This is a genomic window from Streptomyces sp. H39-C1 (assembly GCF_027158125.1).
Lineage (GTDB): Bacteria > Actinomycetota > Actinomycetes > Streptomycetales > Streptomycetaceae > Actinacidiphila > Actinacidiphila fildesensis.
On sequence record NZ_JAPVLS010000019.1, the window covers coordinates 41,304 to 68,049 of the forward strand.

Sequence of the window (26,746 nt, forward strand, 5' to 3'; positions counted from 1 at the left end):
GTCACCCGATGCCAGGGATGAGGGAGATGAGCAGGTCAATGATCTTGATGCCGATGAACGGGGCGATCAGGCCGCCGAGTCCGTAGACGGCCAGGTTGCGGCGGAGCATCTTGTCGGCGCCCATCGGCTTGTACCGCACGCCCCGGAGGGCGAGGGGCACCAGCGCGATGATGATCAGCGCGTTGAAGATGACCGCGGACAGGATCGCGGACTGCGGGCTGTGCAGGCCCATGATGTTGAGCTTGTCCAGGCCGGGGTAGGCGACCGCGAACATGGCGGGGATGATCGCGAAGTACTTCGCGACGTCGTTGGCGATGGAGAACGTCGTCAGCGCGCCACGGGTGATCAGCAACTGCTTGCCGATCTCCACGATCTCGATGAGCTTGGTGGGGTTGGAGTCCAGGTCCACCATGTTCCCGGCCTCCTTGGCGGCCGAGGTACCGGTGTTCATCGCCACGCCCACGTCCGCCTGCGCCAGCGCGGGAGCGTCATTGGTGCCGTCACCGGTCATCGCGACGAGCTTGCCGCCCGCCTGCTCCCGCTTGATCAGCGCCATCTTGTCCTCAGGAGTCGCCTCCGCGAGGAAGTCGTCGACGCCGGCCTCCTCGGCGATCGCCTTGGCGGTCAGCGGGTTGTCACCGGTGATCATGATGGTCTTGATGCCCATCCGGCGCAGCTCGTCGAACCGCTCCCGCATGCCCTCCTTGACGACGTCCTTGAGGTGGATGACGCCCAGCACGCGGGCGCCCTCGGTGTCCTCGACAGCGACGAGCAGCGGCGTACCGCCGGCCTGGGAGATCGCGTCGGTGAGCGCCTGGGCGTCCTTGGCGACGACTCCGCCGCGCTCGTTGACCCAGGCGATGACCGAACCGGCCGCGCCCTTGCGGACCTTGCGGCCGTCCACGTCCACACCCGACATGCGGGTCTGGGCGGTGAACGCGACCCAGTCGGCGCCCTTCAGCTCACCCTGCTGCCGCTCGCGCAGCCCGTACTTCTCCTTCGCCAGCACGACGATGGAGCGGCCTTCCGGCGTCTCGTCGGAGAGCGAGGAGAGCTGAGCGGCGTCGGCGAGCTCGGCGTCCGTGGTGCCCTGGACGGGTACGAACTCCGATGCCTGGCGGTTGCCGAGGGTGATGGTGCCGGTCTTGTCGAGCAGCAGCGTGGAGACGTCACCGGCGGCCTCGACGGCACGGCCCGACATCGCCAGCACGTTGCGCTGCACCAGCCGGTCCATGCCCGCGATGCCGATCGCCGACAGCAGAGCGCCGATGGTGGTCGGGATGAGGCAGACGAGGAGCGCGACCAGCACGATCATGGACTGCTTCTGGCCGGCGTAGATCGCGAACGGCTGGAGCGTGACGACCGCGAGCAGGAAGACGATCGTGAGCGACGCCAGCAGGATGTTCAGCGCGATCTCGTTCGGCGTCTTCTGCCGGGAGGCACCTTCCACCAGGGCGATCATCCGGTCGATGAACGTCTCGCCCGGCTTCGTCGTGATCTTGATGACGACGCGGTCGGAGAGCACCTTCGTGCCACCGGTCACCGCGCAGCGGTCACCGCCGGACTCCCGGATGACCGGGGCCGATTCGCCGGTGATGGCCGACTCGTCGACGCTCGCGACGCCCTCGACGACGTCCCCGTCACCGGGGATGACGTCGCCGGCCTCGCAGACCACCAGGTCACCGATGCGCAGCTCGGCACCGGGAACGCTCTCCTCCACGCCGCCGTTGAGCCGCCGCGCGACGGTGTCGGTCTTGGCCTTGCGCAGGGTGTCGGCCTGCGCCTTGCCGCGGCCCTCGGCCACCGCCTCCGCCAGGTTGGCGAAGATCGTGGTGAGCCAGAGCCAGGCGGCGATGGCCCAGCCGAACCAGTCGCCCGGGTTGGTGAACGCGAAGATCGTGCTCAGCACGGAGCCGATCTCGACCACGAACATCACGGGGGACTTGACCATCACCCGCGGGTCGAGCTTGCGGACCGCGTCCGGGAAGGACCTGATCAGCTGCTTGGGGTCGAACAGGCCCCCACCGACGCGTGCGCCGTCGGGCTGGTGACCGGTGGGCACATCATGGTGCGGGGCACGGGTCGGAGTGACAGTGGACATCGAGTCCTCTTGCTTCAGACGAGTGGTCATGACCCCAGCCCCTCGGCGAGCGGCCCCAGCGCCAGCGCGGGGAAGTAGGTCAGGCCAGTGACGATGATGATCGTGCCGACCAGCAGCCCGGTGAAGAGCGGCTTGTGGGTGCCCAGGGTGCCCGCGGTGGCCGGGACCGGCTTCTGCTCGGCGAGCGAGCCGGCCAGCGCCAGCACGAACACCATCGGCAGGAACCGGCCGAGCAGCATCGCGAGCCCGATCGTGGTGTTGAACCACTGGGTGTCGGCGTTGAGCCCGGCGAAGGCCGAGCCGTTGTTGTTGGCGCCCGAGGTGTACGCGTACAGGATCTCGGAGAAGCCGTGCGCGCCCGAGTTCGTCATCGACGTCATCGGGGTCGGCAGCGCCATGGCGGCGGCGGTGAAGCACAGCGCCAGCGCCGGGGTGATGAGGATGTAGCACGCCGCGAACTTGATCTCGCGGGTGCCGATCTTCTTGCCCAGGTACTCGGGTGTGCGTCCCACCATCAGGCCCGCGATGAACACCGCGATGATGGCCATGATCAGCATGCCGTAGAGGCCGGAGCCGACACCACCGGGAGCGATCTCGCCGAGCTGCATGCCCAGCATGGTGATACCGCCGCCGAAGCCGGTGAACGAGGAGTGGAACGAGTTCACGGCGCCGGTCGAGGTCAGTGTGGTCGCCACCGCGAAGATCGACGAGCCGCCGACACCGAACCGGGTCTCCTTGCCCTCCATCGCACCACCGGCGATGTTGAAGGCCGGGCCGCCGTGGTGGAACTCGGTCCACATCATCAGCGCGGTGAAGCCGATCCAGATCGTCACCATCGTGGCGAGGATCGCGTAGCCCTGCTTGACGCTGCCGACCATCTTGCCGAAGGTGCGGGTGAGCGCGAAGGGGATGACGAGGATCAGGAAGATCTCGAAGAGGTTCGAGATGCCGTTCGGGTTCTCGAAGGGGTGCGCCGAGTTGGCGTTGAAGTAACCGCCACCGTTGGTGCCCAGCTCCTTGATGGCCTCCTGGGAAGCCACCGCGCCGCCGTTCCACTGCTGCGAGCCGCCCATGAACTGGCCGACACCGTGGATGCCGGAGAAGTTCTGGATCGCGCCGCAGGCGACCAGCACGATCGCACCGATCACCGCGATCGGGATCAGGATGCGTACGGTGCCGCGCACCAGGTCGGCCCAGAAGTTGCCGAGCTCACCGGTGCGGGAGCGGGCGAAGCCGCGTACCAGGGCCACCGCCACGGCGAGGCCGACGGCCGCCGAGACGAAGTTCTGCACCGCGAGGCCGCCGGTCTGTACGACGTGGCCCATGGCCTGCTCGCCGTAGTACGACTGCCAGTTGGTGTTCGACACGAAGGACGCGGCGGTGTTGAACGCCTGGTCCGGGTCGATCGCGGAGAAGCCGAGCGAACCGGGCAGGCTGCCCTGGATCCGCTGCATCACGTAGAGGAAGAGGACGCTCGCCGCGGAGAAGGCGAGGACACCGCGCAGGTACGCGGGCCAGCGCATCTCGGTGGACGGGTTGGCGCCGATGGCCTTGTAGATCCACTTCTCGACCCGCAGATGCTTGTCGGAGGAGTAGACGCCGGCCATGAAGTCGCCGAGCGGACGGTATGCCAGTGCGAGCGCGGCTATCAGCGCGAGCATCTGGAGCACACCGGCGAGGACGGGGCTCATATCTGGACTCAGAACCTCTCCGGGTAAAGAAGGGCGAGGACGAGGTAGCCCAGGAGGGCGACGGCCACGACGAGGCCGACGATGTTCTCGGCGGTCACAGCTTTGCCACCCCCTTGGCGATGAGAGCCACCAACGCGAACACCGCGATCGTGGTGACGACGAAGGCCATGTCGGCCATCGTGTGCTCCTAGAAGAGTCGGAATCTCTGACCCTCTGAGCAAACCTCCTGAACAGGCCGCTTCGTCTTTCGTTGATGCGTCCCTTACGGCCACTGGCACGCTTTTGACGCCTCTCTTACGCACCCGGCCTCACCTGCGGAAAAGCCGGTGCAGAGGGCTGCGCACGCCGGATTCCGGACGCCTGCTCCACCGCTGGGGCGCCCCGCTCCACTGCGCGATCCTGACGTGTCCCTGAGGCGCCGGCGGTGGCCGTCGGGCCGGGCCCTGGTCAAACGCACCGGTCCGGCCGCCACCGACACCGCGGTCCGGCCACTGCTGCAGTTCACGGTGGCGGACGGGCGGGTGGTGGAGATCTCCTCACCGGTTCCCGCGTGGTGGCTCACTGGTCGGACGGGGCCGCCAGGCGGAAGCGGAGCCGGCAGATGACGGCGTCCGTGTCACGGCGGACGGCGTGGGCAACGACCGCGCCGCGCTGGTTCTGCAGCAGGCGCTGCCACATGTGGGCGGGCTCGACCTCCGGGATGAGGACGGTGATCCGGGTGCCGGGCTGGTCGGCGGCCATCCGACGGACGAGGGCGGCGACGGGGCGGCCGACGGAACGCGTGGGGGACGGCAGGTCGCGCAGTTCGACGCCGGGCGACCACAGCGCCCAGTCGCGGTGCAGGGCCTCGGTGCGTTCGCGGTCGTCGGGGTCGGTGACGGTGACCGCGATGACCTCGTCGCCCAGGGAGACTGCGGCGGTCAGCGCCTCGCTGGTGAGACGGGACAGCGACGCCACCGGGACGATGATCACGGACCGGTCGCGGTGCGGGGCGTCGGGAATGAATCCCAGGCCCAGCCGGCCGGCGATGCGGACATACGCGCGGTGGACCGCCTCGAAGAGCAGGACGAGGAGCGGCAGCGCCAGCACGATCATCCAGGCGCCCTCGGTGAACTTGACCGACGTGGTGATCACCGCGGCGACACCGGTCAGCACGGCCCCGAAACCGTTCAGCGCGGCCTTCGCCCGCCACCCCGGCGATCGCTCCGCGCGCCAGTGGCGCACCATGCCGGTCTGGCAGAGGGTGAAGCCGACGAACACTCCGATCGCGAAGAGCGGCACGAGCGTGTTGGTGTCACCGCCCGAGAACACCAGCAGCAGCGCGGAGACGGCGGCGAGCGCCAGCACGCCGTGCCGGTGGACCTGACGGTCGGCCTTGAGGCCGAAGACGTGCGGGAGGAAGTTGTCCCGGGCCAGCAGGCCCATCAGCACGGGCAGCCCGCCGAACGAGGTGTTCGCGGCGAGCGCGAGCAGCACGACGGTCGCGAACTGGACGACGTAGAAGGCCCAGTTGTGGCCGAGCGAGGCGTCGGCGAGCTGGGCGAGTACGGTCACGCCCTCGACCGGCTGGAGGTGGAAGCGGCCGATGAGGACCGACAGGCCGATCAGCATGACGCCGAGCAGCCCGCCCAGCGCCACCTCGGTGCGCTGGGCGCGCTTGCGCGCCGGAGCACGGAAGGACGGGACGGCGTTGGCGACGGCCTCGACACCGGTCAGGGCGGAGCACCCCGCCGCGAACGCCTTCATCAGGAGCAGCGCGCCGACCGTGGTCGCGTTGGCGCCCAGCGCGGAGGCGTGGCCGGCCGCGGCCTCGGTGCTGGCGGGGGCGTCCCGGAACAGCCCGACGACGATGATCGTGAGGATGGAGCCGACGAAGACCGCGGTGGGGATGATGAACGCCCGGGCCGAGTCGACGATGCCGCGCAGGTTGACGGCGGTGACGAGCACCAGGACCGCCAGGCAGATCCACACCCGGTCGCCGTACAGGGCGGGGAACGCCGAGGTGAGTGCGGCCACTCCGGCGGTCACCGACACGGCCACGTTCAGGACGTAGTCCAGGATCAGGGAGGCCGCCGTCACCAGGCTGGTACGCCGCCCCAGGTGCCGCTTGGCGACCGCGTACGAGCCGCCGCCGTCCGGGAAGGCCGCGATCACCTGGCGGTAGGAGGCGACGAGGACGGCCAGCAGGCCGGCTATCGCGAGGGTGACGGGAAGGGCGAACCCGAGCCCGTACCCGCCCGCCGCGGCCAGCACCAGGACGATGGCCTCGGGGCCGTACGCCACCGACGCCATCGCGTCCAGCGACAGGGCGGCCAGCCCTTGCAGCGCGGTCAGCTTGTGCTGCTCCTGAGTTGGGTCCGGGGGTTCCCCGTCGGATGCCTCGAGAGTCGGCTCGCTGGTCAGAACGGACATCGTGGTCGTACCTCCATGGTGTGGATACCCAGCGTGGAGGCGGCTCCCGGAGCCGATGCGCGGTCCGTACGCGGTCCTGACGCCGAACGACGCCTTCTTGACGCTTTCCTGTCACCGTTCTTCACCCCCGCCATCAGAAGGCCGTCAAGAGCCCCGGGGCCCGCGTCAGCGATGTGTCAACGGCCGCTGTCGGCGCCGCGGCCGCTCCTACCGTCTGCCGCATGGGACGCGCAGACGAAGCCGAGGACGTACTGGCCCACGACCGGACCTGGGAGGGCGAGGCGTTCACCGCGCTGTCCTCCTCGGCGGCGGTCCTCGCGCTGCTGCTGGTCATGGACTGGGGGTCGGGCGGGCTCGACACGACCCGCGCCGTGCTGTGGACCGCGCTGGCGGCGCTGCTCTACGCCGTCCTCCATCCGCCCCGGGTGACCGCGGGCCACGGATGGCTGGCGGTCGGCGGACCGCTGCGCGAACAGCGCGTCCGCACCGACTGTCTGGTATCGGTGCGCCGCATCGACGGCGTCGCCACCCGCCTCGTGCTGCGCGACGTGTACGGCAACCGCGTGGAGTTCAACCCGAAGGTGCTCGCCTCGAACCCGGCCCTGTGGCTGCTGGTCAACGCGGGGGCGTGCCGCTCCCGGGAGAGCGGCACGCTGCTCTGTGGCTGGACCGAGGTGGAGGCCATGGCGGCGCGGTACGGAGTGGGCCCGTCGCTGAGTGCGTGAATCCGGCCGAACCGGTGACGTGACCGAGGGTGCTTCCGTCCGGGCGATCGACGTTAAAAATCCATCAGCGATGCATCAAAGCACGGTGTTTCGACGTGCGGCGTGTCTAGCGTCGGCCGTATGGGACGGCGAACCGCACGCTCCGCTCCGCTGAGCGGGGCCTATTCCGCGGACTCAGGATGGACGAGCGCCCGCGACCGCTTCTGGGCCGGAGAGCTCCGGTCCGCGGCGGGCTGCGCTTGTGCGCTCTTCGCCGTGCTGACGCTGGCCGACGCCTGGAAGGGCCAGCTCACCGCGCCGCGAGCCGGGATCTGGGCGGCGCTGGCCGTCCTGCTGTTCGCCGTGCTCGCACCGGCGAGGGTGTCGGTGGACCAGGAGTGGCTGGTCTCGCGCGGACTGCTGCGCCGCCGCCGGGTCCGCACGGACCACCTGGCGAGCGTGCGCTGGCACCAGGGCACGGCTCCCCGGCTCGTCCTGCGGGACACGCTCGGTGGCGTCGTCGAGCTGAACGCACGGGTGCTCGTCGACAATCCGCTGCTGTGGATCGCGCTGGACGCCGGTGTCCGCAACTCCCTCGGCACCGGGACCCTGCAGAGCGGGTCAGGTGATCTGCTGCGGGCGGCGGAGCAGATCGACGGGGCCGCGGCGCGGGCCACCTTCCGCGCATCGGGGCTGGAGTAACGGGCTCCTTCGGCCGCTCACGTCAGCGGAACTCCGCGAGACGGGGGCGCATCCCGAGCGCTGAGGACGGCTCCTTCGCCCAGTTCCTGCGGTTCTTCCTCTTCGGACAGGGCGAGGTCGCACCCGTCACCCGCGACGTACTGCGCGAGGCCGAACCGGACCGCGACCGCCGACCCCGCGTCCACGTCGGCTGAACCCCGGCCGGCCCCTCGTCCGCCCTGCCCTCTCGTCCGCTCGGCCCGGGCGAGGAACGTGTCAACGTTGCGTCACCGGCCCATGGGCGGAGATCAACGTTGTGTCACGAGCAACCCCGCACAGACACCCACCGCCTAGGATCGAACGCAATCGAACTGTGAAACGGGGGAAACAGTCGGATGGAAGGGGCACGCCCGGAAGTGGCCGCAGTACTGGATGTCGGGTGCCACAGCGCGTTGCTGGCAGTGGTCCGGCGGCGGCCCGGTGGGGGATTGAAGCCGGTCTTCTCGTACAAGACGCGGCTGCGGTTGCACGAGTCGCTCGACCGAAGAGGCCGCATACGCGAGGCGGGAATCACCAGCGTGCAGCGCGCGGTGGCCGAGGCGACGGCCGCCGCCCGGTTCGGCTGCCCGTCGGCGGTGTTCCCCTTCGCGACCTCCGTCATCCGGGACGCGCCCAACCGGGAAGAGATCATCGCGCGGGTGGCCCGTGCCACCGGGATCCGGCTGCGGGTTCTGCCCGGCGAGGAGGAGGCCCGCCTGGCCTATGTGGCGGCCCGGCAGTGGGCGGGCTCCGGGACGGGCTCACTGCTGATGCTGGACATCGGCGGTGGCACCGTGGAGATCGCCTCGGGCCGCGCAGAGCAGCCCCGCAGCACACTTTCGCTGCCGCTGGGCGCCCGCCGGATCACCCGGGACTGGTTCCCGGCCGGCACCCTCCCGTCGGCGGGGCGTCTGCAGGAGATCCGGGAGTACCTCGGCCATACCCTGGGGGCAGTGCCCGACCTGCCGGTGGCCTCCCGGAACGGGCGCGTCGTCGCCTGCTCCAAGACCTTCGAGCAGCTCGCCGAACTGGCCGGCGCCCCGTGCCCGGACATGAAGCCTCATGCCGGGCAGCAGCTGACGCTGCCCCAGTTGCGCGGATGGATCCCGGTGCTGGCCGCAGCGGACCCCGCCCTGCTCACCCACCTGCCGGGCATCTCCCGGCACCGCGCGGGACAGTCCCTGGCCGGCGCTCTGGTCGCCGAGGCCCTCCTCTCCGCGTGCGAGGCCAAGAGCGTCGACATCTGCCCCTGGTCCACCCGGGAGGGACTACTGCTGGAACGTCTCGGCACGGCCTCCGCGGCACCCCGGCACGACCTCCCTCTCGTCGGCTGAACTGCGGCTTACCCTCCCCGACGTTGTCGGGGTCTTCCGCGACCCCGCGAGGAGAACCGTCAAGAGTGTGCCTGTGGCTGTGGTGCCGGGCACCGACCCTGGTCGTCCCGGCCCGCCACGGTCCCGGCCCGTGGATGCACCATCGACCTGCTCACAGGGTCGGGGCACCTGTGCCCGCTTGTCATCGACCTGATGGCCGCGGGCTGTGCGTACGCTTCAATCGCCGGCTTCAATCTCCGGCTTCCCTCGCTGGAACCGGCCGCGAGGAGAAGGAATGCCGCCATGCGCAAGTACGCGCCCTACTTGATCATCGCAGCGCTCCTCAGCTGGGTCACCGCCATCGTCCTGCTCATCGCGCTCGACCCGAACCACGGCGCCGGCACACCCTGAACCGACCGCGTACGCGTCCTGACGGCTCCCGCCGCTTGGAGGATCCCGCCGTGCCCATCATCCACAAGCTCCGCAAGGCTGGGCGTCCCCTCACCGCCGAGCGGGTGCAGATCCTCAAGTCGAGGACTGCATGACGACCTGCTCACCCTCTCCGTTCGGTTCCTCAAAGTTGGCCAGGTAGCGGTTGAACAGCGCCGCACCAACGGTGACAGCGTTGGCGCCTTCCACACCGCTCCGTGCTTCGAGGCGGCGCTCCAGCGTCGTCCGGTGGGCCTTGAGGTGGCGAACCCATGACGTCAGAGCGCACTGGCTGCGCCTCGAAAGGCCTCGGCAGCTACGCCGAGCCCGCAGGGTCGCAGCGCTTCGCTGCCGCCCTCGCGCCACGAACGACGCCACCGCTCCAACGGCCGTGCAGACCGCATACCGAAGGGATCATCAACGGTCACGACGCCGAAAAGGTCAGTAGCTGACGGTCTGCAGCATGCCGGGGCCGTCACAGCAGCGTCCGCCCTGTCATCTCCCGCCGGCGACCGATCCAACCGTGGCCCCACACAGCCCTCCAGACCCACGTTCTCCACGCTCATCAGCGTCGGCGATTCGGCCAAGGCCGCGCCGGGCAGGGCCCCGGGCGCCCCAAGGGTGGATGCACTCCGCATCTTGTGCCGCGCGCGCGTTCGTACGGAATCCACTCCGGCTCAAACACGTGTGTTCGATATCGCGGCCTGCCTCGTTGACCCCGGTAGCGCCGAACCGATGACAACGACCGTGCAGGAGGACAGCAGTTGACCTCGATCGACACCCAGGACACACCCGCCGCCACGCCCCCGCCTCCCCCACCGGCCGAGATCACCTACACGGGGGAATACTCCGTGAACCCGCTCGGCGAAGTCTCCTTCCGCAAGCTGTGCGAACAGCTCCCGTCAGTCCTGCGACGCATCGTCGCCATGTCCTGGGACATGGACCGTCGGGCCGTCCTCCTGCTCCTGTCCTGTCAGCTCGTCACCGGAGTGGCCGCAGCGGTCCTCCTGACCGCGACCGCCAAGGCCATGCGCCCGATCCTCGGCAGCGGTGCTGTCGCTGACCGGCTGCACCAGGCCCTGCCGGCCCTGCTCGTGGTAGCTGCCGCCACCGCGCTCACCCGCGGGGCCGGCGCCCTGGCCACCTACGCGGAGCGGCGGATCACACCCAGGCTCACCACCGCGACGGACACCGCACTGGTCGAGGCGGTCTGCCGCGTAGAAGCGGCGGCGTATGCCGTGGACGGGTTCGCCGATCGTCAAGAGGCCGCTGAAATGGGGGTGATGCGCACGCATGTCATGGTCGCCGACGCCCAGCGGTTCCTGTCGGCCCTGGTCAGAATGATCAGCGCGAGCGCCGTCCTGTCGGTGCTGAACGTGCTGATGCTGCCCCTGCTCCTGCTCGCGGTGCTTCCCGCCGGCGTCGGCGCGGTGCTCGCCGCACGGGTGGACTACGAGATCCACTACGCGAACGTCGGGGACCGCAACGTGCGGGGCATGATGCGGTGGTGGTCCACCACCCCGAAGTACGGCGATGAAGTCCGCGCCAACGGAATGACCGACTACCTGTTGTTCTGGTACCGATCGCTGTCCGAGCGGGTCGACGAGCGCACCCTGGCCGCCGCTCCCCGCACGCTGCGGATCGCCCTGGTGTCCTCGCTCGTGGGCGGGGCATTCCTCATTGCCACTTGGGTCGCTCTCGCCTGGATGGCCGTGACGGGCCGGGTCGCGCTCGCCATCGCCGCCACAGCGGTCGTCGCCGTCCAGACGACCCTGGCCGCGCTCTCGCAGGTCATCCTCAACGGAGCCGCCGTTTTCCACACCAGCCTGTACCTCAGCGACATGCAGGCCTTCCTCGACGACGCGGCCAAGAAGGCCCCCAAGCGCGGCGAGCTGCCCATGCGCGCACCGGTGGACGAGATCCGGCTGGAAGAGGCCACCTACCAGTACCCCGGCAAGGACAAGCCGGCCGTCGACGGCGTGTCCCTGACCCTGCGACGCGGGGACATCCTCGCGATCGTCGGCGTGAACGGCTCAGGCAAGAGCACCCTGACCCGCCTGATCACCGGCATCTACCTCGCCGACAAAGGCCGCGTCACCTGGAACGGCACGGACCTGGCCGCCGTCGACCCAGCAAGCGTCTGGGCCTGCACCGGACTGGTCCCGCAAATCTTCGCGCAATGGCCCCTACGGGTCCGCGAGAACGTGACACTGGGGCAGCCCCGCACCTTCGACGACTCGCCCGTATGGAAAGCAGTCGACGCGGTCGGCATGCGGGAAGCTGTCGAAGACCTGCCTCACGGACTCGACACGCTCCTCGCCAGGGAAGTCTTCGGCGGCGCCGAACTGTCCGGCGGCCAATGGCAACGACTTGCCTGCTCACGAGCGCTGTACCGACGACCCTCCCTGCTGATCCTCGACGAACCCACCTCCCAAATGGACCCACGAGGCGAGCACCAGATCTTCGAAGAGATCAAATCCATCTCAGGGGACCGCATCACGATCGTCGTCACTCACCGGCTGGAGAACACGAAGGTGGCCGACCACATCGTGGTCATGGAACACGGCCGCATCACCGAGCAGGGCCACTACGACGACCTCGTGCACGCCGGTGGCACCTTCGCCGAACTCCTCCGACTTGCCCAAGACCGGTAGCTGGTCGTCAGCCAATGCCTAGGATCCGCGACGGCGGACCAGGAGCCGTGCGCGGCCGTCGGGGACCGCGACCACGGGCGGGCGGCCGACCAGGTTGTATCCGGAGGCCATCGACACGTGGTAGGCGCCGGCGACCGGTACGGCGACGAACGTTCGCTGCGCGCTCCGCTTGACGGACACCACGTCGTAGAGCGCGACTCCGGCAGGTCCGACGACCGCTCGGCCGGGTTCGATGGTCAGCCGTGGCAGCGGCAGCCCCGATCGGGCGCAGCCGTCGGCCAGTTCATGGCGGATCCGGTCCGCGAGCGTGGTGATGTCGAGCGCGCTCTCCCCCGGCCCGTACGGAACCGCGTGTCCGCCACCGAGGTCCAGTTCGGGCAGCGCGACGCCGTGCAGACATGAAGGGCCTCCTCAGCCGATCAGCAGGTTCACGCAGGACACGACGGCCGCGATGCCGGCCACGCGCAGGACACCGACGCTCTGCGGATCCCAGGAGCTCCAGGACCCGGAGGTGCCGTCGGAGAGCGGAACGGTTCAGGTGCGGGTCAGTGCGGCGGTGATGAAGCGGGCGGCGCGGTCCAGGGCCGCGTCGGCCTCGTCCAGCAGGCCCTCGAAGGCCTGGAAGACGTGGGGGACGTCGGCGGTGATGTCGAGCTGGACGTCGACCCCGGCAGCGGCCGCCCGGACGGCGAACCGGGTGGAGTCGTCCAGCAGGACCTCGTTGGAGCCGGCCTGGAGCAGCAGCGGTGGCAGCCCGGTCAGGTCGGCGTGGAGGGCCGGGCTCAGCAGCGGCTGGTCGGGGTCCTGTCCGGCCAGGTAGTGGGCGAAGACGGTGGTCAGGTCCGCGCGGGTGAAGAGTGGGTCGGCGTCGTGCTTGGTGGTCATGCTCTCGCCCGAGCGAGTGGCGTCCAGGCCCGGGGAGAAGGCGACCGCGGCGGCCGGCATCGGCAGTCCGGCCTCGCGGGCGGTGAGCAGGGTGGTGATGCTGAGACCGCCGCCGGCCGACTCCCCGGCCAGGACGATCTGCTCGGCCGGAACGCCCTGGTCGAGCAGGTCGCGGTAGGCGGCGAGGCCGTCCTCGACGGCAGCGGGGAAGGGGTGCTCGGGGGCGAGCCGGTAGTCGACCGAGACGGCGCGGACGCCGGTGCGGCGCACCAGCGCGGCGGTAAGTTGCAGGGCCGTGGCGGGTGAGCCGAGGACCCAGCATCCGCCGTGGAAGTAGATGATCGTCCCGGTGGCGGGGCTGCCCTCGGGCTCGACGGTCAGGGCGGGACGGCCGCCGAGGACGGAGGGGGTGACGGTCACCCCGGCCGGGGCCGGGCCCGAGGTCATCTGGGTTTCGAAGTCCTTGCGCAGTTGCTCCGGCGGGAGGCTGCCGTCGAACGGGGCCTGCCGCATCAGGGTGTCGATTGTCGCGCGCTGTGCCTTGCTCATGCGATCCTCCAGATGAGTGCTGTTCTTCACTAGGAACTATATTCCTAGGAATATCATTCCCGAGAATCTGGAGCAGAGTGTGACCGACCTCACGCAGGTGTTCATGGATCTCGTCCGCTACGAGACCAGGCTCTACAACGCGCTGGGCGAACGACTGCGCGCCGAGCACGGTCTGACGATGGGCCAGTTCGAGTTCCTGCGCATCATCGACAGTCGGGACGCCTGCCGGGTCAACGACCTGGCCGAGGAGGCCGCCATCACCGTCGGGGCAACCAGCAAGGCGGTGGACCGCTTGGAGGCCGCCGGCTGGGTGGTCCGGCGACCCAATCCCAGCAACCGCCGCTCGTCACTGCTGGAACTGACCCCCGATGGCGGCACGCTGCTGGCCGCCGCCACGCCCACTTTCGAGGACGGGCTGCGCTCCTGGCTCGCCGAGCCGCTGACGTCCGGCTCGCTGGAGCGGTTGGCCTCCACCGTCGCCCTGCTACGCAGGACGCTGGAGGACGCCTCGGCGGGAATGCCTGCCGGCTAGCAGCGTGTCCCAGCAATGGGCTACCCGCCCGTGTTTCGCGATCATTCGTGCGGGAGATGGTGGTCTGCGTAGTGGGGACGGGTTGTTCGAGGTCGAGCCGGCCGAAAGAGTCGGTCGCAGGGCCGTGGGGCGGTGGTGGACAGGCGGTTCCGGGCGTTCGACCCGCACCACGCGGACGCATCCCGGCGAACGCCGCCCTCAAGGAACGGATGGGCCGCAAGCTGCGGACCACACCAGGCAAGGCCGCCTACTGCCGCCGCAAGCCCATCGTCGAACCGTCCTCGGACAGATCATGACCTGCCACAACGGCGCCTAGCTTTCCGGTGCGGGCGGTTCCCCGATCGGGAACAGGATCGGGGAGAGCAGATGCTGACTGCGGTCCGGTGACGGCTCGTTACGCAGCTGGGCCACGATCGCGGCACGCATCCCACCGATCATCTCGGCGAGTTCGTCCTGGCTGAGCCACAGCGCATGCTGCCGGTAGCCCACCGAGTCGGCGGCGGGGTCGGCGTGGTCACGCTCGAGATAGACGTTGAACTCGGCGTCCGCGACGTCCTCGACGCGGCGGGCAGCGGAGCGTAGAAACGCCCGGGCGGCGTACGCCGACGCGGTGTCGGGTACGCCGCCCTGGGGCGGGAGGAGTTGCGGGAAGGGGCCCGCGTCGTCATGGCGGTTACTTGGGGTCCTGGTTGAACTTCGAGGTCGACCAGAAGTATCCGAGTACGGTCAGGCCCAGGCTCCAGGCGATGGTGAGCCATCCGTTGTTGCCGATCCCGGTGCCGAGCAGCAGGCCGCGCAGCGTCTCGATGGCCGGGGTGAAGGGCTGGTATTCGGCGATCGGCTGGAACCAGCCCGGCATGGTGTCGATCGGGATGAAGGCGCTGGAGAAGAGCGGCAGCAGGATCATCGGCAGTGCGTTGTTGCTGGCGGCCTCGGCGTTCGGACTGATCAGGCCCATGCCGACGGCGATCCAGGTGAGCGCCATGGCGAAGAGCACGAGCAGCCCGAACGCCGCCAGCCACTCCAGGACGGTGGCGTCCGTGGACCGGAAGCCGATGGCCATGGCGACGGCGCCGACGAGGACCACACTCATGACCGACTGCAGCACGCTGCCGACGACGTGCCCGACGAGCACCGAGCCACGGTGGATCGCCATCGTGCGGAAGCGGGCGATGATGCCCTCGGTCATGTCGTTGGAGACCGACACCGCGGTCCCGACCACGGTTCCGCCGATGGTCATCAGCAGGATGCCCGGGACGATGTAGGCGATGTAGTCGGAGCGGTCGGCGCCGCCGCCACCGATGCCCGCGCTCATCACATCGCCGAAGATGTAGACGAAGAGCAGCAACAGCATGATCGGCGTGAGCAGCAGGTTCAGGGTGAGGGACGGGTAGCGCCGGGCGTGCAGGAGGTTGCGGCGCAGCATCGTGTTCGAGTCGCGGACGGCGAGGGAGAAGGCACTCATCGGACGGTCTCCTTGGACTGGTTGGGGACGTTGTTCCCGCCGGTCAGGGCGAAGAAGACGTCGTCGAGGTCGGGGGTGTGCACGGTCAGCTCGTCCGCCTCGATCTCGGCCGCGTCCAGCCAGTCGAGGATGACGCGCAGCTCGCGCTGACTGCCGTCGCAGAGGATCTGCAGCGCCAGCGCCTCGTCGTCCCGCGTGACCTCACGCAGGGCGACGGCGGCGGCCTGGTACACGGCCGGATCGGAGAACCGCAGCCGGACATGACCACCCGGAATGAGCCGCTTCAGCTCATCCGCGGTGCCCTCGGCGGCGATCTTCCCGTCGTTGAGCACCGCGATACGGTCGGCGAGCTCGTCGGCCTCGTCCAGGTACTGGGTGGTGAGGAAGACGGTGACGCCGTCGGAGACCAACTCGCGGATGATCCCCCACATGTTGTGCCGGCTGCGCGGGTCGAGACCGGTGGTCGGCTCGTCGAGGAAGATGATCCGCGGGTTCCCGACCAGCGTCATGGCGATGTCGAGGCGCCGCTTCATACCGCCCGAGTAGGTGGAGGCCGGCTTCTTCGCCGCCTCCACCAGATCGAAGCGCTCCAGCAGCTCGGCGGCGACCCGCCGCCCCTCCTGCTTCGGCAGGTGGTGCAGATCCGCCATCAGGAGCATGTTCTCCTCACCCGTGATCAGACCGTCAACGGCCGAGAACTGCCCGGTGACACCGATCGCGGCACGCACCGCCTGCGGATCGGCGGCCAGGTCGTGGCCCCCGACCTGGGCCTGACCGCCGTCGGCGGTGATGAGCGTGGAGAGGATCTTGACGGCGGTGGTCTTGCCGGCGCCGTTCGGGCCGAGCAGCGCGAAGACGGTACCCGCCGGGATGCGCAGGTCGATCCCGTCGAGCACGAGCTTGTCGCCGTAGGACTTGCGCAGGCCGACGGCGGAGACGGCGGCGGGCGGCTTCTGACCGTCGCCACTATTGGGCATGGGCATGACAGATGAAGGCATGGGCCTCTCCCGATCGAAGGCTGGAACGAAGCAACTGGATGAAGTGACTGGAAGGGAGTGCTGGAAGGAGCGCTGGAAGGAGTGCGGGGCGGACTGTCAGGCGCGGGCGCGGCGGATGTCGATGTTGCCCCAGCGGGTCCGGGCGCGGACCTCGACGGTGTCCTCGGTCTTCTCCGGAGCCTCGGAGGCGTCGAGCGCGTTGCGTACCTGCCCGCGGCCGGAGCTGACGTCGAGCCAAGCCGCGGTGCCCGCACGGATACCGATGTCGATGGCGCCGTAGTTGGTCTCCAACTGGACGTTCCCACGGGCGACTTCGGCGACGCGCAGGGTGCCGTTCGCGGTGGTGGCGGCGACCGAGCCCTCGGCGCGCTCGATGGTGATGTCGCCGTTGGAGCCGCTGACCCGGAGGTCGCCGGTCGCGGTGCCGACGGTCGTGGTGCCGTGCGAGTTCTTCAGGACGGCGGTGCCGTTGACGGTGCCGACGCGCAGGCTGCCGGAACTGGTGGTGACCTCGGCGGAGCCCTCGACGTGGTCCACGGTGATGGAGCCGTGGGACGCGGTCAGGTGCAGCGGCCCGGTCGTGTCGAGGCGGACGTCGCCGGACGAGGTCTTCACGCGGACCTCGCCGAGCCGGCCCTCGCCGAGCACCTGGGTCCAGGAGCCGGTCATTTCGACGCGTGAGCCGGTGGGCAGCTCGACCGTCACGTCGACGGCGCCGGTGGCCCCGACGAGATAGCGCGTCTTGGGTGTCCTGATGGTCAGGACACCGCCCGAGTAGGTGACCTCGGTCTGCTCGGCGGCCCGTACGTCCTTGTCCTTCTTCGGGTCGCGGGGAGTCACGTCCACGACGGTGTCGGCGCGGTCGGCCGCGGCGAACTGGATGGATCCCGCGTCCACGCGGGCGTTGACCGAGATCGGCTGGGGAGTGTCGAAAGCAGGCATGGCTGTCCCGTCCTCTTGGGTCGTCCTGGGTTTTCGTGGCGTCCCCGCTGGTGGGACGTGGTGTGAGTGGAAGTGTTCTGAAGGGCTGGTCAGTGCACCCAGCCCGTGAAGCTCTGGCCGATGGTCCTGGTCTTCCCGGGAGTACGGGGGGTGGTGGCGTCGCCCGTGTCGACCGCGGCCGACACGACCCGTACGAGCCATGCGTTGACAGAGAGGCCCTCGCGTGCCGCGGCGTCCTCGGCACGGTTCTTGAGATGGGCGGGCAGGCGCAGATTGACGCGGGCGGTGCCGCCCTCGTCCGTGTCGGCGGGGACCGGGGCCGGTGCGGGCGCCGGTGCGTCGAGGGGTTCGCTCCGGTCCTCGTGCTGCGGCAGCATCACGACGAAGTCGGGGTCGAGACCGCGCAGTCGTACGTCGACCGAGCCGGGGGCGAGTTCACGGGTGACCTCGGCCATGGCGGCGGACAGCACATTGAGCATGGTCAGGCGGGTGGCCGACTCCAGCGGCGCGGTCAGCCGCTCGGCGAGCTCGCGGGCTTCGTCACCCCCGGCTTCGGCGGCCACCGCCAGTTCCCTGCGGAGTGTTTCGACGTACGGCGTGAGGTCCATGACGCAATAGTGGCACCACTATGGCGCCATTGGCAAGCACAAAGGCGCCACCCGTGGCGCGTGGCATGGCCGAGGAACGACAGACAGGTACGTCATTGCAGGTCAAGGGCGTACGGGAGAGGGCGGGGGTTCATGGCGCCAGATTGTCGCGGAGTGGCGCCAAGCGGTGCCATCGCTCCTTGCCAGTCGGTGGTCACCGTTCCGGGAGTGAGCGCGGGCACGGCCACGGGCGTCCCGCCGCGGCGCAGGGCGACGGTGGTGTACAGACCGCGCCCTGCGGCCGACTTGCCGGCGGCCGGCTTCCGCGCCGCCGACTTTCCGGGAGGCCGGCAGGCCGCACCCGGATGGCGCCGAACGGAATGCCGTCGGCGGACGCCCGTGGTGTGCTGGCTCCGGCGCAGGCCGTCATCGGGGCGGCGGGGAGGAACCGGAAAAGCCACACGGAGGAGACCCCCATGGCGATTTTCATCCAGGCCGAATTGGCAGGCGTGACGACCGCACAGTACGACGCCCTGAACGCCAAGCTCCAGGCCTTGCCCGGTGACACGTTCAAGGGCTGTATGTCCCACGTCGCCATCCCGACCGGCTCGGGGATGCAGATCTTCGACGTCTGGGAGTCCGAGGAGAGCATGCGGACGTTCTCGGACCTCCTCATGCCGGCCGCGCAGGAGCTCGGACTCCCCATGGGCGAGATGCCGAAGGTCTCGCCGGTGCACGACTACTGGGTGCCCGAGGCGTAAGCGGGCATCACCCGAACGGCGGAGACCGTCGGGCCGGCGTCGTGGCCGCCCTTCCAGGCGCTTTGCCGGTCCGGAAGCCTGTGCCCAGGGCGTGCGCCCGGAAGCCCGCGCCCAGGACATGTACCCAGGACGGTCGGGGACCCATACTCAGGTGCACACCACAGCGGAAGGCGGACCCGGACGGGATCCGCCACCGATCACCTGCGGGACCATGGATCTTCTGCCTTTCGACCGGACGCACGCGGTCATGGTGGCCGGCTGGCCGCTCACCCCCGCAGAGGTGTCGATGTGGTGCGGCCTGCGGGAGTTCCCCCTGCCCGCGCGCACGGTCGAGGCCTGGCAGCAGGCCGACGACGTCCGGGCGCATCTGCTCGTCGACGGCGAAAGACCCATCGGCTACGGGGAGTTGTGGATCGACGCCGAGGAGCAGGAGATCGAGCTCGCCCGGATCATCGTCGCCCCCGACGCCCGCGGGAATGGTCACGGACGGACCCTGGTCCGCGAGCTGCTCACCCAGGCACTGCTGACGGGTCATACCGCCGTCTTCCTGCGCGTGCACCCCGACAACGACCGCGCCCTGCGGTGCTACCGGGCCGCCGGCTTCGCACCGGTCGACCCCCGCCTCGCCGAGAGCTGGAACGCCATCCAACCGGTTGCCTACGTATGGCTCCGGTACGACCACGCGACACCGTGACGCGCCGCACTCCCCCACCCACGCGGCTCATGGGCGAGACCAGCCATCGGTGCGCGACAATCGACGAGTGCCCGGCTACCCCTCCCTCACCGCACTCGACACGCTGCTCGCCGCGCTGCCCGGCGTAGGAGAAGCCCGCCGGCGGCAGCTGGGCATGGTGCGGCGGGAACTCGCGGCGGCGCTGGAGCGGGACGCGCTGCCGGTGACGGCCCGGCGCAACCTGCGACGGCTGCTGGAGACCGCAACGTTGGAGACCTACCTGCGCCTCGCCGAGTCCGGCGCGCTGCGCCACCGGCTCGTCGGCGGACGGCGCCCGCCGACCTCCCCGCCCACCAACCAGGCCCGCTACGACTGTCTGAACCTCGCCCGGCAGGCACTGGGCCTGCCCCGACTGCCGCTCGGCGGCGGCACCCCGATACTGCGGCCCACCCCCGAGTCAGGTCAGCTCGCCGCGCTGCGGCGGCAGCTCGGCCAGGACCTCGGCGGCCACCTCTCCCCCGGCCGGATCCGGCTGACCGCCGTACTCGCCCTGCTGCTCGACACCCGATCACGGTCCGGCGAACTGACCGTGCAGCGCGTCACGCATCTCACCGGCGACGACAGCCGCCCGCACACCGGAATCCATTCGCGGCGGCAGCCGCAGCACGGCACCGGCGTCGCGACCGAGAGCGAATGGCTGCCGCTGTCGGACCTGAGCCGGGCCGCACTCGACCGGTGGCTGCCGCTGCGCGCCGATCTGATGAGCCACGCGCACGGCACCACCCGCCTGTGGGTGAGCCTCCGCATGAACCACGCGGGCACCCTGGACGACGACGGCCGGGCCACCCTGCGGCCGGCCGGGATGCCGCTGGAGGAGAACGGACTGATCACCTCCTACCGCGCCGGGCGCTCCCGGTACGAGGAACTGCGACGGCTCCTGCCCCCGAAGATGGAGCAGCTGCGCCGGGCCGCCGAGGACCAACACGCCGCATCACAGGTGTAGTTCCGCGCTGCGGTTCTTCCTGGGCGTGACCTCGTGAGCCGCCTCGCTGTGAGCCTCGCCGTAAGCACTGCCGTAAGCCCCGCTCCCCCGCTGCTTGTTCGGTCCTTTCCTCAAGGACAATGGGGAAGCCAAAGGGCTTGTTATTACCATACTATTGCCACGGACTCATCGTTGACGGTGCCGGCCTCAGCCGAGGTAGTGGACGCAGACGTTGAGCGGATCGCCCCAGCCCGTGTGGATCCTGACGATCACCGCGCTGTTGAGCACGGTGACGCCTTCCGAGTAGACGTGTGCGTCGTTGGCGCCCTCTCCATGGAGAACGCCCTCGGAGGCGGAGGCGACGACGGGCTGTGACGCCGTGACCGGCGCACCGAACCAGGTCAGCGGCTGTTCGTCGCGGACCCCCGTCCAGCAGAGGGTCGCCGCCGGCGACCCCGCGGCCGAGATCTGCTTGCTGACCAGGACAGGAGCCTTCGGGGCGGCCGACGCCACGGTGCCCGCAGAGGCCGACGAGGCGAAGAACCCGCCGCCGGCCATGAGCCCCACGGTCGCCGACAACGTCATCAATCGGTGCGACTTCTTCATGATTCCCCTTCCATCGGAACTGAGCGCGGATGCGCTGAGGTGCGGATGCCTCGCAGGGGTGTCCCCTCATCCGGATCGGTGGGAGAACGCCTCGCGACGACCGTTCCGATAGTGATCCGACCGCGAAGATCCAGGTATCCCCAGCTTTAGGGGGTTGACGCGGCCGTGGCCGGACGACCCGGCAGCCACCGCCCCTGACCTCACCCCCTACGCTGGAGCCCGCCACGTCGCGGACACGGAAGACCGCCGGAAGACCGCCGGACGGCAGACGGACGACAGCCGGGCGACGCGCGACGGAATTGAACAGGATGGGACGGAGCAAGGGTGACGACGGGGGACACGAACGGCGGCGAACTGGTCGGCACGGTCATAGCCGGGCGTTACCGGGTGACCGCGCAGCTGGGCCGGGGCGGCATGGGCGTCGTCTGCCGCGCGGTGGACGAGGTGCTGGGCCGGGAGGTCGCGGTCAAGGTCCTGCGCGCGTACAACGACGCGTCAGGACCCGAACTGGCCGACCTCCGGGCCCGGATGCAGCGCGAGGCGCGGGCCGCCGCCCGTATCCGTCACAGCGGTGTCATCACCGTGCACGACGTGACCGAGGAGCAGGGACTGCCGGTCATCGTCATGGAGTTGATCCAGGGCCCCTCCCTCGACGACGTGCTGGCGGAGAACGGCGCGATGGATCCGCGCGAGGCCGCCGCGATCGGCGCCAAGGTGATGGACGCGCTCGACGCGGCGCACCGGGCCGGGGTGCTGCACCGGGACGTCAAGCCCGGCAATGTGCTCCTCGACCGCAGTGGGCGGGTGGTGCTCACCGACTTCGGCATCGCCAGTGTGGAAGCCCCCGACGAGGACGCGATGACCAAGCTGACCCAGGACGGGGTCATCGTCGGTTCGCTCGACTTCCTCGCGCCGGAGCGCGCCAAGGGCCAGGAGCCCGGCCCCGCTTCGGACATCTGGGCGCTCGGCATGACGCTCTACGCGGCGGTGGAGGGCGGTTCGGCGTTCCGCCGCACCTCCGTCTGGTCCACGCTCAACGCGATCGTCGGGGACCCGCTGCCGGAACCCCGGCAGTCCGGCCCGCTGGCGCCGGTGCTCCTCGCACTGATGTCCAAGGAACCGGCGGACCGCCCGTCCGCCGACCAGGCGCGCCGGATGCTGGAGACGGTCGCCGCCGGGAGCGGCACGAGTGTGCCGCCCGCGTCCGTGGCGGGAGCCGCTCCGCTGCGCCGGCCGGTGCCTCCGGCCGTCGCGGGAGCGGGCAACGCATCCGCCGGGCGGCCGCCCGCACCCGCCGCGTCTCCCGCGGAAGCGGCGCCGCCACCCGGAGCCGCCGGATACCGGCCGTCCGCCGGCCTGGGCGGCTCGGGCGGTCCTCTCGTCTCCCCCGCCGGTGGCAGGGAACGGCGCACCGAGCCGCTCCCCTCGCGCCGTCGTAACCGCGGCCGCATCACCGTCGCGGCGGCGGCCGCCGCCGTTGTACTGGCCGGCGGCGGACTGGCGTACGCCCTGGTGGGAACGGGTGATTCGGGCGGTGCCGGGCAGCAGAACCACGCGGCCGGCTCCAGTGGCACCCCGCAGGGCGAGGCCAACATCGCGGGCGAGAAGGCCGATGGAAAGACCGGCAAGAAGACCGGCTCGAAGTCCCCGGGAGCGTCCGCGTCCTCCTCTCGCACGTCCGGAAAGCCCACGAAGCCGTCCGGCGGCACGAGTCCGGGTGACGCCGGCAGCCCTTCCGCCTCCGGCAGCAAGGCCGGGGGTGCGCCGTCGTCGCCGGCGGCCCCCAGCACGTCGGCGAGCGCGGTGTCGAAGAGCTGCACCGGATGGACCCACCAGGACCCGCATCCAGGCACCTACGGCTACATGACCGGCAGCTTCCACCTCACGACCGGCCCGTACGCGGTATGCCCGGACGTGGCGATGGCCAAGTCGGGAGCGAAGGTCTTCTACCACTGCTTCATCCTCAACGCGTACGGCCACACCTGGACCTACGTGCGGATCGACGGCACCAAGACCGCAGGCTGGATGTCCAACGACAACCTCACCAAACAGAAGGGCCCCGCCTACCACTGCTGAGCCTCTGCCGGGGCCCGTCCCCGCTCCCCCACCGGGCCGGTCGTACTGTCCGACCGGGCCGGTAGGGTGCGCGAGTGATATTCGCACGAGCTACGTTCACCGACGCCGTCGCCGCCTTCGAGGCCGCGGTGCGCGCGCAGGACTCCCGGGCGTCGGGGAAGTCCTTCGGGAAGCTGCAGCAGTCCTTCCAGCGGGCGGACGACGCCGAACTCGCCGCGGCCGCACCGCGGCTCGCCGCGCTCCTGCCCGAGGTGCCGGCCGGCCCCCGTTCGGTGATCGCTGTCCTCGTGGGTGCCTGTGTGGAGCGCGGCGCCGATCCCGCCGGGTGCGCCCCGGCGATCTTCGCGGAGTTGGGGAAGGCACTCGCCGGCGCGGCGGAGTTCGTCGAGCGGTGGGCCGCCACCGGCGGCGGCGACCTGCCGCACGCCGACGGGAGCGGCCCGGAGGCCGCGGTGGTCGCCCGGGTCGGCGCGGACGCCGCCCAGGCTTGGTGGTCGCTGCCGCAGTGGGAGATGGCCACGGTCGCCATGCTCAGCCACCGGTCGGTACGGGCCCAGGTGGACGGACGCCAGGAGTTGGTCACGGCCGCCCGCCACCTCGCCGAGGTGAGCGGCGACGAGCTGAAGTGCCTCACCTACGCGCTGCTCGTCCTCGACGACGAACCGCTGGTGGTCCTGCACCGGGAGAGCCGGTCCGGCTACCGGATGCGGATGAGCGGGCTCGGTGACAACTTCCAGCTCCACACCCTGCTGGCCGCCGAACTGGTCGGCGCCGGGCACGTCCCCGGCGAGGCGCCCACCCCCGAGGCCGTCGCCGTGTGCCGGAACTCCCCGGGCCAGGTGCCCACGACCGGTGCGTTCAACCTGGCCGCACCCGACGGGACATGGATCTGGAACGAGGGCACACCGTCCGACATCCCGGTCGTGGACGACGTACGGCTCCTGGTGCTCGACCCGCCGCCGTACTCACGCGGGTGGCCCGCCGGCCGCTTCTTCCCCGGGATGCCCGGTAAGCTCGTGCTGGAAGGCGTGCTGGACGCGGCGGAGACCGAGAGCTGGTTCGCCAAGGTCGCCGACGCCAAAAGCTGACTCACCTCTGGTGGTCGAGCCTTTGGTGGTCGAGCACGGTGAACACAGCGGCCCGGCGCGTCAGCGCCGCCGCAGGACGCCACGGATGAAGGCGGCCTGGCCCGCGTGCTGCAGATCGTCGGAGATGACGCTCACGAGGCGTACGCCCTGCGTCACCGCCGGGGTCCAGGCTTCGTCGACGACGCGGTCGAGGTCGGCCTCGCTGAGCCCTCGCACGTAGCCGACGGTGTGCTCGTGAACGGCGTCGTAGTAGCCCAGGAGCAGCGCCGGGGTGTCGACGCGTACGGCGGCCACGTCGTCGGTGCGGTGGCCGTAGCCGGTGGCTCCGGTGGAGAAGGGCAGCTGGAAGCGGTCGAACCAGCCCTCGGCGGTCCAGATCTCCTCGGTGCCCGCCAGGTCGGCGACATGGTCGTCCTGAATGCGCGTCAAATGCCACACCAGCCAGCCGATCGAGTTGGCCTCACCGTCGAGACGCACGGACAGCTCGTCCGCGCCGAGCCCTTCGACGGCGCCGTGGACGGTTTCCTGGACCCGGCCGAAGGCATCGGCCAGTAGCTCCGCGCTGTTCATCCGTGACTCCTCAGAAAGTGGCGACGTTCCGACCCTTCCGATTGTGCACGCCGGCCGGCGGGGTGGGCGGGAGCACGGGCGGCGGGGCGCCGGCCGGACCGGCCGGGAAAAATCACCGGCGTCGCCGCTGCGCCGCAATTCGAACACGTGCTTGAATTAGCGGGTGATGTACTCCTTCCCCCACGACCTCCTGCAAGCACAGCGCGAGTGGTACGCCGTGTACGGCCAACTCGCCGACCGCACCAGTAGCAGCACCGCCGCACAGACCACGGCACTGCGCCGCCGTCTGCACCGGCTCTCCGTCCAGGTGTCCACACATCCGTACTGGGAGGCACATACCGGACGGGCACCGGCGGCGCGCATGGCGCTGCGTGAACTGGCCCGCTCCTGAGCGACGTTCGACGGGGCTCCCACCGTGACCGGTCCGCCCGTCAGTGGTATCAAGGGGCAGCCGTTCAACGGAGGAGGGGCCATGCAGGGTTACGCCCGTAGGTACGTCGGAAACTTCGTTCTCGCCGTCTTCATCAATCTCTCGGTGCCCGTGGTCCTCCTCATCGCCGTGGCCGCTGCCGGACCCGGAGTCGATGGGAGGTTGTCGGCGGCTTCCCTCGGCCTGGGGCTGCTCGGTGCCCTGTCCGTGCCCTTCTCGGCGAAGCGTCTCGCGCGGGCGGACTTCCCGCGGATCAGCCGCGGGGACGTCATCGAGGACGCGGGCCACCACGAGGACGATGCGTTCGCCCTGTGGTCTCCGCGCGCCGACGACCACATCCGGCAGGGCCGGTTGGCCAGGGCCGATGTTCTGGAAGCGACGTTCGTGTCGTACACCCCCGACTCGGAGGCGAGCTTCGTCCATTACGTCGGCGACTTCGACCCCACCGAGGTCAGGCCCCTGATCCGGATGAAGCTCCTGGTGCGCGGTGACGGGATCGATTCCTTCGAGACCACCGACGAAGTACGGGTGCAACCGCTGTGTCTGGCCGCCGTCACCGCCGGACGCCTCGCCGTCTACGTCGATCCGGACAGCTCCACGGTGCTGGGCGTCGACTGGCCGCGCAGCGCCCTGCTGTCCGGTGCCAGAACCTGCAAGGTGCTCGGGCTCGACGGCCGGAGCGTCGAGCTGACCGGACATCCCGACCTCCTGATGGAACAGATGCAGATCTCGCGCGCCGCCGGCGACATCGCCCTGGTCGTCGACACGGTCGTTCTCGAGCGACTCGAACCCGAGGTCGCAGCACGAATAGCGGGGCTGGCCGAGCGGGCCCGCACCGCCGTGGCGGACCGGGACCGCCCGGCGCCGCCGGGCGAGGGGCCGACCTGGGTGGTCGACGACCTCCCCGGCGAAAAGGGAGCGTTCGGCCGTGTCGGCAAGGGCTGGGCGCGCAGAGGAGGGCGGCTGGCCCGCGCCCGGTTCCTCGAGATCCGGGGCACGACCACCTTCCAGGCCGACGGCCCGGTGGTGAAGACGATGCTGCGCATCCGCCCTGAGGACGGCGGCGCCCCCTTCGACGTGCGGCGCAAGCTGACGGTGCCGATGAACTACCTGGCGCTGCTGCACCGTACCAAGGAGGTCGTCGTCCGCGTCAGCCCGAACAGGAGGTCGTACGACATCGACTGGGAACGCACCAACCTTCTTGCCGGGGTCGGCCCGGCCGTGGTGATCGGTCCCGACGGGCAGCAGGTCACCCTGACGGGACAGGCCGATCCGCTCTGGGCCGTCATGAAGCTGCTCGTGGCCAACGCGGTCAGCAACCCCAGCGGCACTCTGGACCTCCGCGAGCACCGCCCCGAGGTGGCGGAGCAGGTCCTCGACGTCATCGGACGGACGGGCTAGTCCTCGTCCGCGTCCGCGTCGTCGTCCTCGATCAGGCGCTCCAGATCGCTCACCGCCTCGTCGGCGACCTCGCCGAGGAACCGCGGGCAGGCCGGCCATGAACGCCGGGCAGAGCAGGGTCTCCAACGACGGCCCCCTGCCCGACGTTTCGCGGTCGAGTTCATGGAGGCGGCGTCC

25 protein-coding genes and 1 pseudogene are annotated in these 26,746 nt (G+C 70.1%); 12 read left to right on the plus strand and 14 right to left on the minus strand.

The window, feature by feature from the left end:
* Nucleotide 1: 1 nt before the first annotated feature.
* The 4 genes from kdpB to O3W51_RS15240 form a co-directional block, all read right to left on the minus strand.
* The gene (kdpB, locus tag O3W51_RS15225; RefSeq protein ID WP_138352475.1) at nucleotides 2–2,131 is read right to left on the minus strand and encodes a potassium-transporting ATPase subunit KdpB; all 2,130 of its coding nucleotides are present in this window, start codon (nucleotides 2,129–2,131) and stop codon (nucleotides 2–4) included.
* A complete protein-coding gene (gene kdpA / locus O3W51_RS15230; RefSeq protein ID WP_138352474.1) occupies nucleotides 2,128–3,792 on the minus strand; it encodes a potassium-transporting ATPase subunit KdpA in 1,665 nt (554 codons plus the stop codon). The genes kdpB and kdpA overlap by 4 nt, the downstream gene beginning before the upstream one ends.
* Nucleotides 3,793–3,800: 8 nt before the next feature.
* Complete coding sequence (gene kdpF, locus O3W51_RS15235) at nucleotides 3,801–3,890, minus strand: K(+)-transporting ATPase subunit F (protein WP_078075662.1); 90 nt, start codon at nucleotides 3,888–3,890, stop codon at nucleotides 3,801–3,803.
* Between the two features lie 460 nt (nucleotides 3,891–4,350).
* Nucleotides 4,351–6,204: an APC family permease gene (locus O3W51_RS15240; RefSeq protein WP_138352473.1), complete on the minus strand. Its 1,854-nt coding sequence runs from the start codon at nucleotides 6,202–6,204 to the stop codon at nucleotides 4,351–4,353.
* 221 nt (nucleotides 6,205–6,425) lie between these two features.
* On the opposite strand from O3W51_RS15240, the gene O3W51_RS15245 reads away from it, so the two are divergent.
* The 4 genes from O3W51_RS15245 to O3W51_RS15260 all read left to right on the plus strand — a co-directional run bounded on the left by O3W51_RS15245 (nucleotide 6,426) and on the right by O3W51_RS15260 (nucleotide 12,024).
* Nucleotides 6,426–6,929 carry a hypothetical protein gene (locus O3W51_RS15245; RefSeq protein WP_269286164.1) on the plus strand — a complete coding sequence of 168 codons (504 nt, stop codon included), beginning with the start codon at nucleotides 6,426–6,428 and terminating at the stop codon, nucleotides 6,927–6,929.
* A gap of 120 nt (nucleotides 6,930–7,049) precedes the next feature.
* Complete coding sequence (locus O3W51_RS15250; RefSeq protein ID WP_244809583.1) at nucleotides 7,050–7,610, plus strand: hypothetical protein; 561 nt, start codon at nucleotides 7,050–7,052, stop codon at nucleotides 7,608–7,610.
* Between the two features lie 395 nt (nucleotides 7,611–8,005).
* On the plus strand, nucleotides 8,006–8,962 hold the full coding sequence (locus O3W51_RS15255) for a Ppx/GppA phosphatase family protein (protein ID WP_269286166.1): 957 nt from the start codon (nucleotides 8,006–8,008) through the stop codon (nucleotides 8,960–8,962).
* Between the two features lie 1,172 nt (nucleotides 8,963–10,134).
* Complete coding sequence (locus O3W51_RS15260; protein ID WP_198357641.1) at nucleotides 10,135–12,024, plus strand: ATP-binding cassette domain-containing protein; 1,890 nt, start codon at nucleotides 10,135–10,137, stop codon at nucleotides 12,022–12,024.
* 18 nt (nucleotides 12,025–12,042) lie between these two features.
* On the opposite strand, the pseudogene O3W51_RS15265 reads toward O3W51_RS15260, so the two are convergent.
* Together O3W51_RS15265 and O3W51_RS15270 are read right to left on the minus strand one after the other, a co-directional pair.
* A pseudogene (locus O3W51_RS15265) lies at nucleotides 12,043–12,417 on the minus strand (diaminopimelate decarboxylase); the annotation flags it as partial.
* 141 nt (nucleotides 12,418–12,558) lie between these two features.
* On the minus strand, nucleotides 12,559–13,458 hold the full coding sequence (locus O3W51_RS15270) for an alpha/beta hydrolase (RefSeq protein ID WP_138352470.1): 900 nt from the start codon (nucleotides 13,456–13,458) through the stop codon (nucleotides 12,559–12,561).
* A 79-nt stretch (nucleotides 13,459–13,537) separates the two neighbouring features.
* On the opposite strand from O3W51_RS15270, the gene O3W51_RS15275 reads away from it, so the two are divergent.
* Nucleotides 13,538–13,990, plus strand: coding sequence for a MarR family winged helix-turn-helix transcriptional regulator (locus O3W51_RS15275; RefSeq protein WP_138352469.1), 453 nt, complete (start codon nucleotides 13,538–13,540; stop codon nucleotides 13,988–13,990).
* Between the two features lie 312 nt (nucleotides 13,991–14,302).
* Here O3W51_RS15275 and O3W51_RS15285 read toward each other — a convergent pair whose 3' ends face one another.
* From O3W51_RS15285 to O3W51_RS15305, 5 genes are all read right to left on the minus strand, one after another.
* Nucleotides 14,303–14,479 carry a hypothetical protein gene (locus O3W51_RS15285; RefSeq protein ID WP_269286169.1) on the minus strand — a complete coding sequence of 59 codons (177 nt, stop codon included), beginning with the start codon at nucleotides 14,477–14,479 and terminating at the stop codon, nucleotides 14,303–14,305.
* A 184-nt stretch (nucleotides 14,480–14,663) separates the two neighbouring features.
* Nucleotides 14,664–15,455, minus strand: a complete 792-nt coding sequence (locus O3W51_RS15290) for an ABC transporter permease (RefSeq protein WP_138352468.1) — start codon at nucleotides 15,453–15,455, stop codon at nucleotides 14,664–14,666.
* Nucleotides 15,452–16,453, minus strand: coding sequence for an ATP-binding cassette domain-containing protein (locus tag O3W51_RS15295; protein ID WP_269286172.1), 1,002 nt, complete (start codon nucleotides 16,451–16,453; stop codon nucleotides 15,452–15,454). Before O3W51_RS15295 ends, O3W51_RS15290 begins: the two co-directional genes overlap by 4 nt.
* A 96-nt stretch (nucleotides 16,454–16,549) precedes the next feature.
* On the minus strand, nucleotides 16,550–17,395 hold the full coding sequence (locus tag O3W51_RS15300; RefSeq protein WP_138352466.1) for a DUF4097 family beta strand repeat-containing protein: 846 nt from the start codon (nucleotides 17,393–17,395) through the stop codon (nucleotides 16,550–16,552).
* A gap of 89 nt (nucleotides 17,396–17,484) precedes the next feature.
* Nucleotides 17,485–18,003, minus strand: a complete 519-nt coding sequence (locus tag O3W51_RS15305) for a hypothetical protein (protein WP_138352465.1) — start codon at nucleotides 18,001–18,003, stop codon at nucleotides 17,485–17,487.
* A 455-nt stretch (nucleotides 18,004–18,458) separates the two neighbouring features.
* Between O3W51_RS15305 and O3W51_RS15310 the strand changes: the two genes are divergently transcribed.
* The 3 genes from O3W51_RS15310 to O3W51_RS15320 all read left to right on the plus strand — a co-directional run bounded on the left by O3W51_RS15310 (nucleotide 18,459) and on the right by O3W51_RS15320 (nucleotide 20,419).
* Nucleotides 18,459–18,743 carry a hypothetical protein gene (locus O3W51_RS15310; protein WP_138352464.1) on the plus strand — a complete coding sequence of 95 codons (285 nt, stop codon included), beginning with the start codon at nucleotides 18,459–18,461 and terminating at the stop codon, nucleotides 18,741–18,743.
* A 211-nt stretch (nucleotides 18,744–18,954) separates the two neighbouring features.
* A complete protein-coding gene (locus O3W51_RS15315) occupies nucleotides 18,955–19,437 on the plus strand; it encodes a GNAT family N-acetyltransferase (protein ID WP_187145123.1) in 483 nt (160 codons plus the stop codon).
* A gap of 67 nt (nucleotides 19,438–19,504) precedes the next feature.
* Nucleotides 19,505–20,419 carry a hypothetical protein gene (locus O3W51_RS15320; protein ID WP_244809579.1) on the plus strand — a complete coding sequence of 305 codons (915 nt, stop codon included), beginning with the start codon at nucleotides 19,505–19,507 and terminating at the stop codon, nucleotides 20,417–20,419.
* Between the two features lie 186 nt (nucleotides 20,420–20,605).
* Here O3W51_RS15320 and O3W51_RS15325 read toward each other — a convergent pair whose 3' ends face one another.
* Nucleotides 20,606–21,004, minus strand: a complete 399-nt coding sequence (locus tag O3W51_RS15325) for a hypothetical protein (RefSeq protein WP_138352461.1) — start codon at nucleotides 21,002–21,004, stop codon at nucleotides 20,606–20,608.
* A gap of 324 nt (nucleotides 21,005–21,328) precedes the next feature.
* Between O3W51_RS15325 and O3W51_RS15330 the strand changes: the two genes are divergently transcribed.
* On the plus strand, nucleotides 21,329–23,080 hold the full coding sequence (locus tag O3W51_RS15330; RefSeq protein ID WP_138352460.1) for a serine/threonine-protein kinase: 1,752 nt from the start codon (nucleotides 21,329–21,331) through the stop codon (nucleotides 23,078–23,080).
* Between the two features lie 74 nt (nucleotides 23,081–23,154).
* Nucleotides 23,155–24,168, plus strand: coding sequence for a hypothetical protein (locus O3W51_RS15335; RefSeq protein WP_138352459.1), 1,014 nt, complete (start codon nucleotides 23,155–23,157; stop codon nucleotides 24,166–24,168).
* A 60-nt stretch (nucleotides 24,169–24,228) separates the two neighbouring features.
* Here O3W51_RS15335 and O3W51_RS15340 read toward each other — a convergent pair whose 3' ends face one another.
* Nucleotides 24,229–24,738: a mycothiol transferase gene (locus tag O3W51_RS15340; protein WP_138352458.1), complete on the minus strand. Its 510-nt coding sequence runs from the start codon at nucleotides 24,736–24,738 to the stop codon at nucleotides 24,229–24,231.
* A 166-nt stretch (nucleotides 24,739–24,904) separates the two neighbouring features.
* On the opposite strand from O3W51_RS15340, the gene O3W51_RS15345 reads away from it, so the two are divergent.
* Nucleotides 24,905–25,129 carry a hypothetical protein gene (locus O3W51_RS15345; RefSeq protein ID WP_187145353.1) on the plus strand — a complete coding sequence of 75 codons (225 nt, stop codon included), beginning with the start codon at nucleotides 24,905–24,907 and terminating at the stop codon, nucleotides 25,127–25,129.
* A gap of 81 nt (nucleotides 25,130–25,210) precedes the next feature.
* Nucleotides 25,211–26,569, plus strand: a complete 1,359-nt coding sequence (locus tag O3W51_RS15350) for a hypothetical protein (RefSeq protein WP_269286178.1) — start codon at nucleotides 25,211–25,213, stop codon at nucleotides 26,567–26,569.
* Here the strand turns inward: O3W51_RS15350 and O3W51_RS15355 are convergent.
* A complete protein-coding gene (locus O3W51_RS15355; protein WP_269286180.1) occupies nucleotides 26,566–26,733 on the minus strand; it encodes a hypothetical protein in 168 nt (55 codons plus the stop codon). The two genes, O3W51_RS15350 and O3W51_RS15355, sit on opposite strands and share 4 nt — an antisense overlap.
* Nucleotides 26,734–26,746 lie beyond the last annotated feature (13 nt).

What these genes read in the sequence shown, in the direction of transcription:
- O3W51_RS15305 (WP_138352465.1), bottom strand. Translation starts at nt 18,003, where the DNA reads ATGGACCTCACGCCGTACGTCGAAACACTCCGCAGGGAACTGGCGGTG.
- O3W51_RS15350 (WP_269286178.1), top strand. Translation starts at nt 25,211, where the DNA reads ATGCAGGGTTACGCCCGTAGGTACGTCGGAAACTTCGTTCTCGCCGTC.
- O3W51_RS15310 (WP_138352464.1), top strand. Translation starts at nt 18,459, where the DNA reads ATGGCGATTTTCATCCAGGCCGAATTGGCAGGCGTGACGACCGCACAG.
- O3W51_RS15300 (WP_138352466.1), bottom strand. Translation starts at nt 17,395, where the DNA reads ATGCCTGCTTTCGACACTCCCCAGCCGATCTCGGTCAACGCCCGCGTG.
- O3W51_RS15250 (WP_244809583.1), top strand. Translation starts at nt 7,050, where the DNA reads ATGGGACGGCGAACCGCACGCTCCGCTCCGCTGAGCGGGGCCTATTCC.
- O3W51_RS15325 (WP_138352461.1), bottom strand. Translation starts at nt 21,004, where the DNA reads ATGAAGAAGTCGCACCGATTGATGACGTTGTCGGCGACCGTGGGGCTC.
- O3W51_RS15340 (WP_138352458.1), bottom strand. Translation starts at nt 24,738, where the DNA reads ATGAACAGCGCGGAGCTACTGGCCGATGCCTTCGGCCGGGTCCAGGAA.
- kdpB (WP_138352475.1), bottom strand. Translation starts at nt 2,131, where the DNA reads ATGACCACTCGTCTGAAGCAAGAGGACTCGATGTCCACTGTCACTCCG.
- O3W51_RS15290 (WP_138352468.1), bottom strand. Translation starts at nt 15,455, where the DNA reads ATGAGTGCCTTCTCCCTCGCCGTCCGCGACTCGAACACGATGCTGCGC.
- O3W51_RS15240 (WP_138352473.1), bottom strand. Translation starts at nt 6,204, where the DNA reads ATGTCCGTTCTGACCAGCGAGCCGACTCTCGAGGCATCCGACGGGGAA.
- kdpA (WP_138352474.1), bottom strand. Translation starts at nt 3,792, where the DNA reads ATGAGCCCCGTCCTCGCCGGTGTGCTCCAGATGCTCGCGCTGATAGCC.
- O3W51_RS15355 (WP_269286180.1), bottom strand. Translation starts at nt 26,733, where the DNA reads ATGAACTCGACCGCGAAACGTCGGGCAGGGGGCCGTCGTTGGAGACCC.
- O3W51_RS15345 (WP_187145353.1), top strand. Translation starts at nt 24,905, where the DNA reads ATGTACTCCTTCCCCCACGACCTCCTGCAAGCACAGCGCGAGTGGTAC.
- O3W51_RS15270 (WP_138352470.1), bottom strand. Translation starts at nt 13,458, where the DNA reads ATGAGCAAGGCACAGCGCGCGACAATCGACACCCTGATGCGGCAGGCC.
- O3W51_RS15315 (WP_187145123.1), top strand. Translation starts at nt 18,955, where the DNA reads ATGGATCTTCTGCCTTTCGACCGGACGCACGCGGTCATGGTGGCCGGC.
- O3W51_RS15295 (WP_269286172.1), bottom strand. Translation starts at nt 16,453, where the DNA reads ATGCCTTCATCTGTCATGCCCATGCCCAATAGTGGCGACGGTCAGAAG.
- O3W51_RS15245 (WP_269286164.1), top strand. Translation starts at nt 6,426, where the DNA reads ATGGGACGCGCAGACGAAGCCGAGGACGTACTGGCCCACGACCGGACC.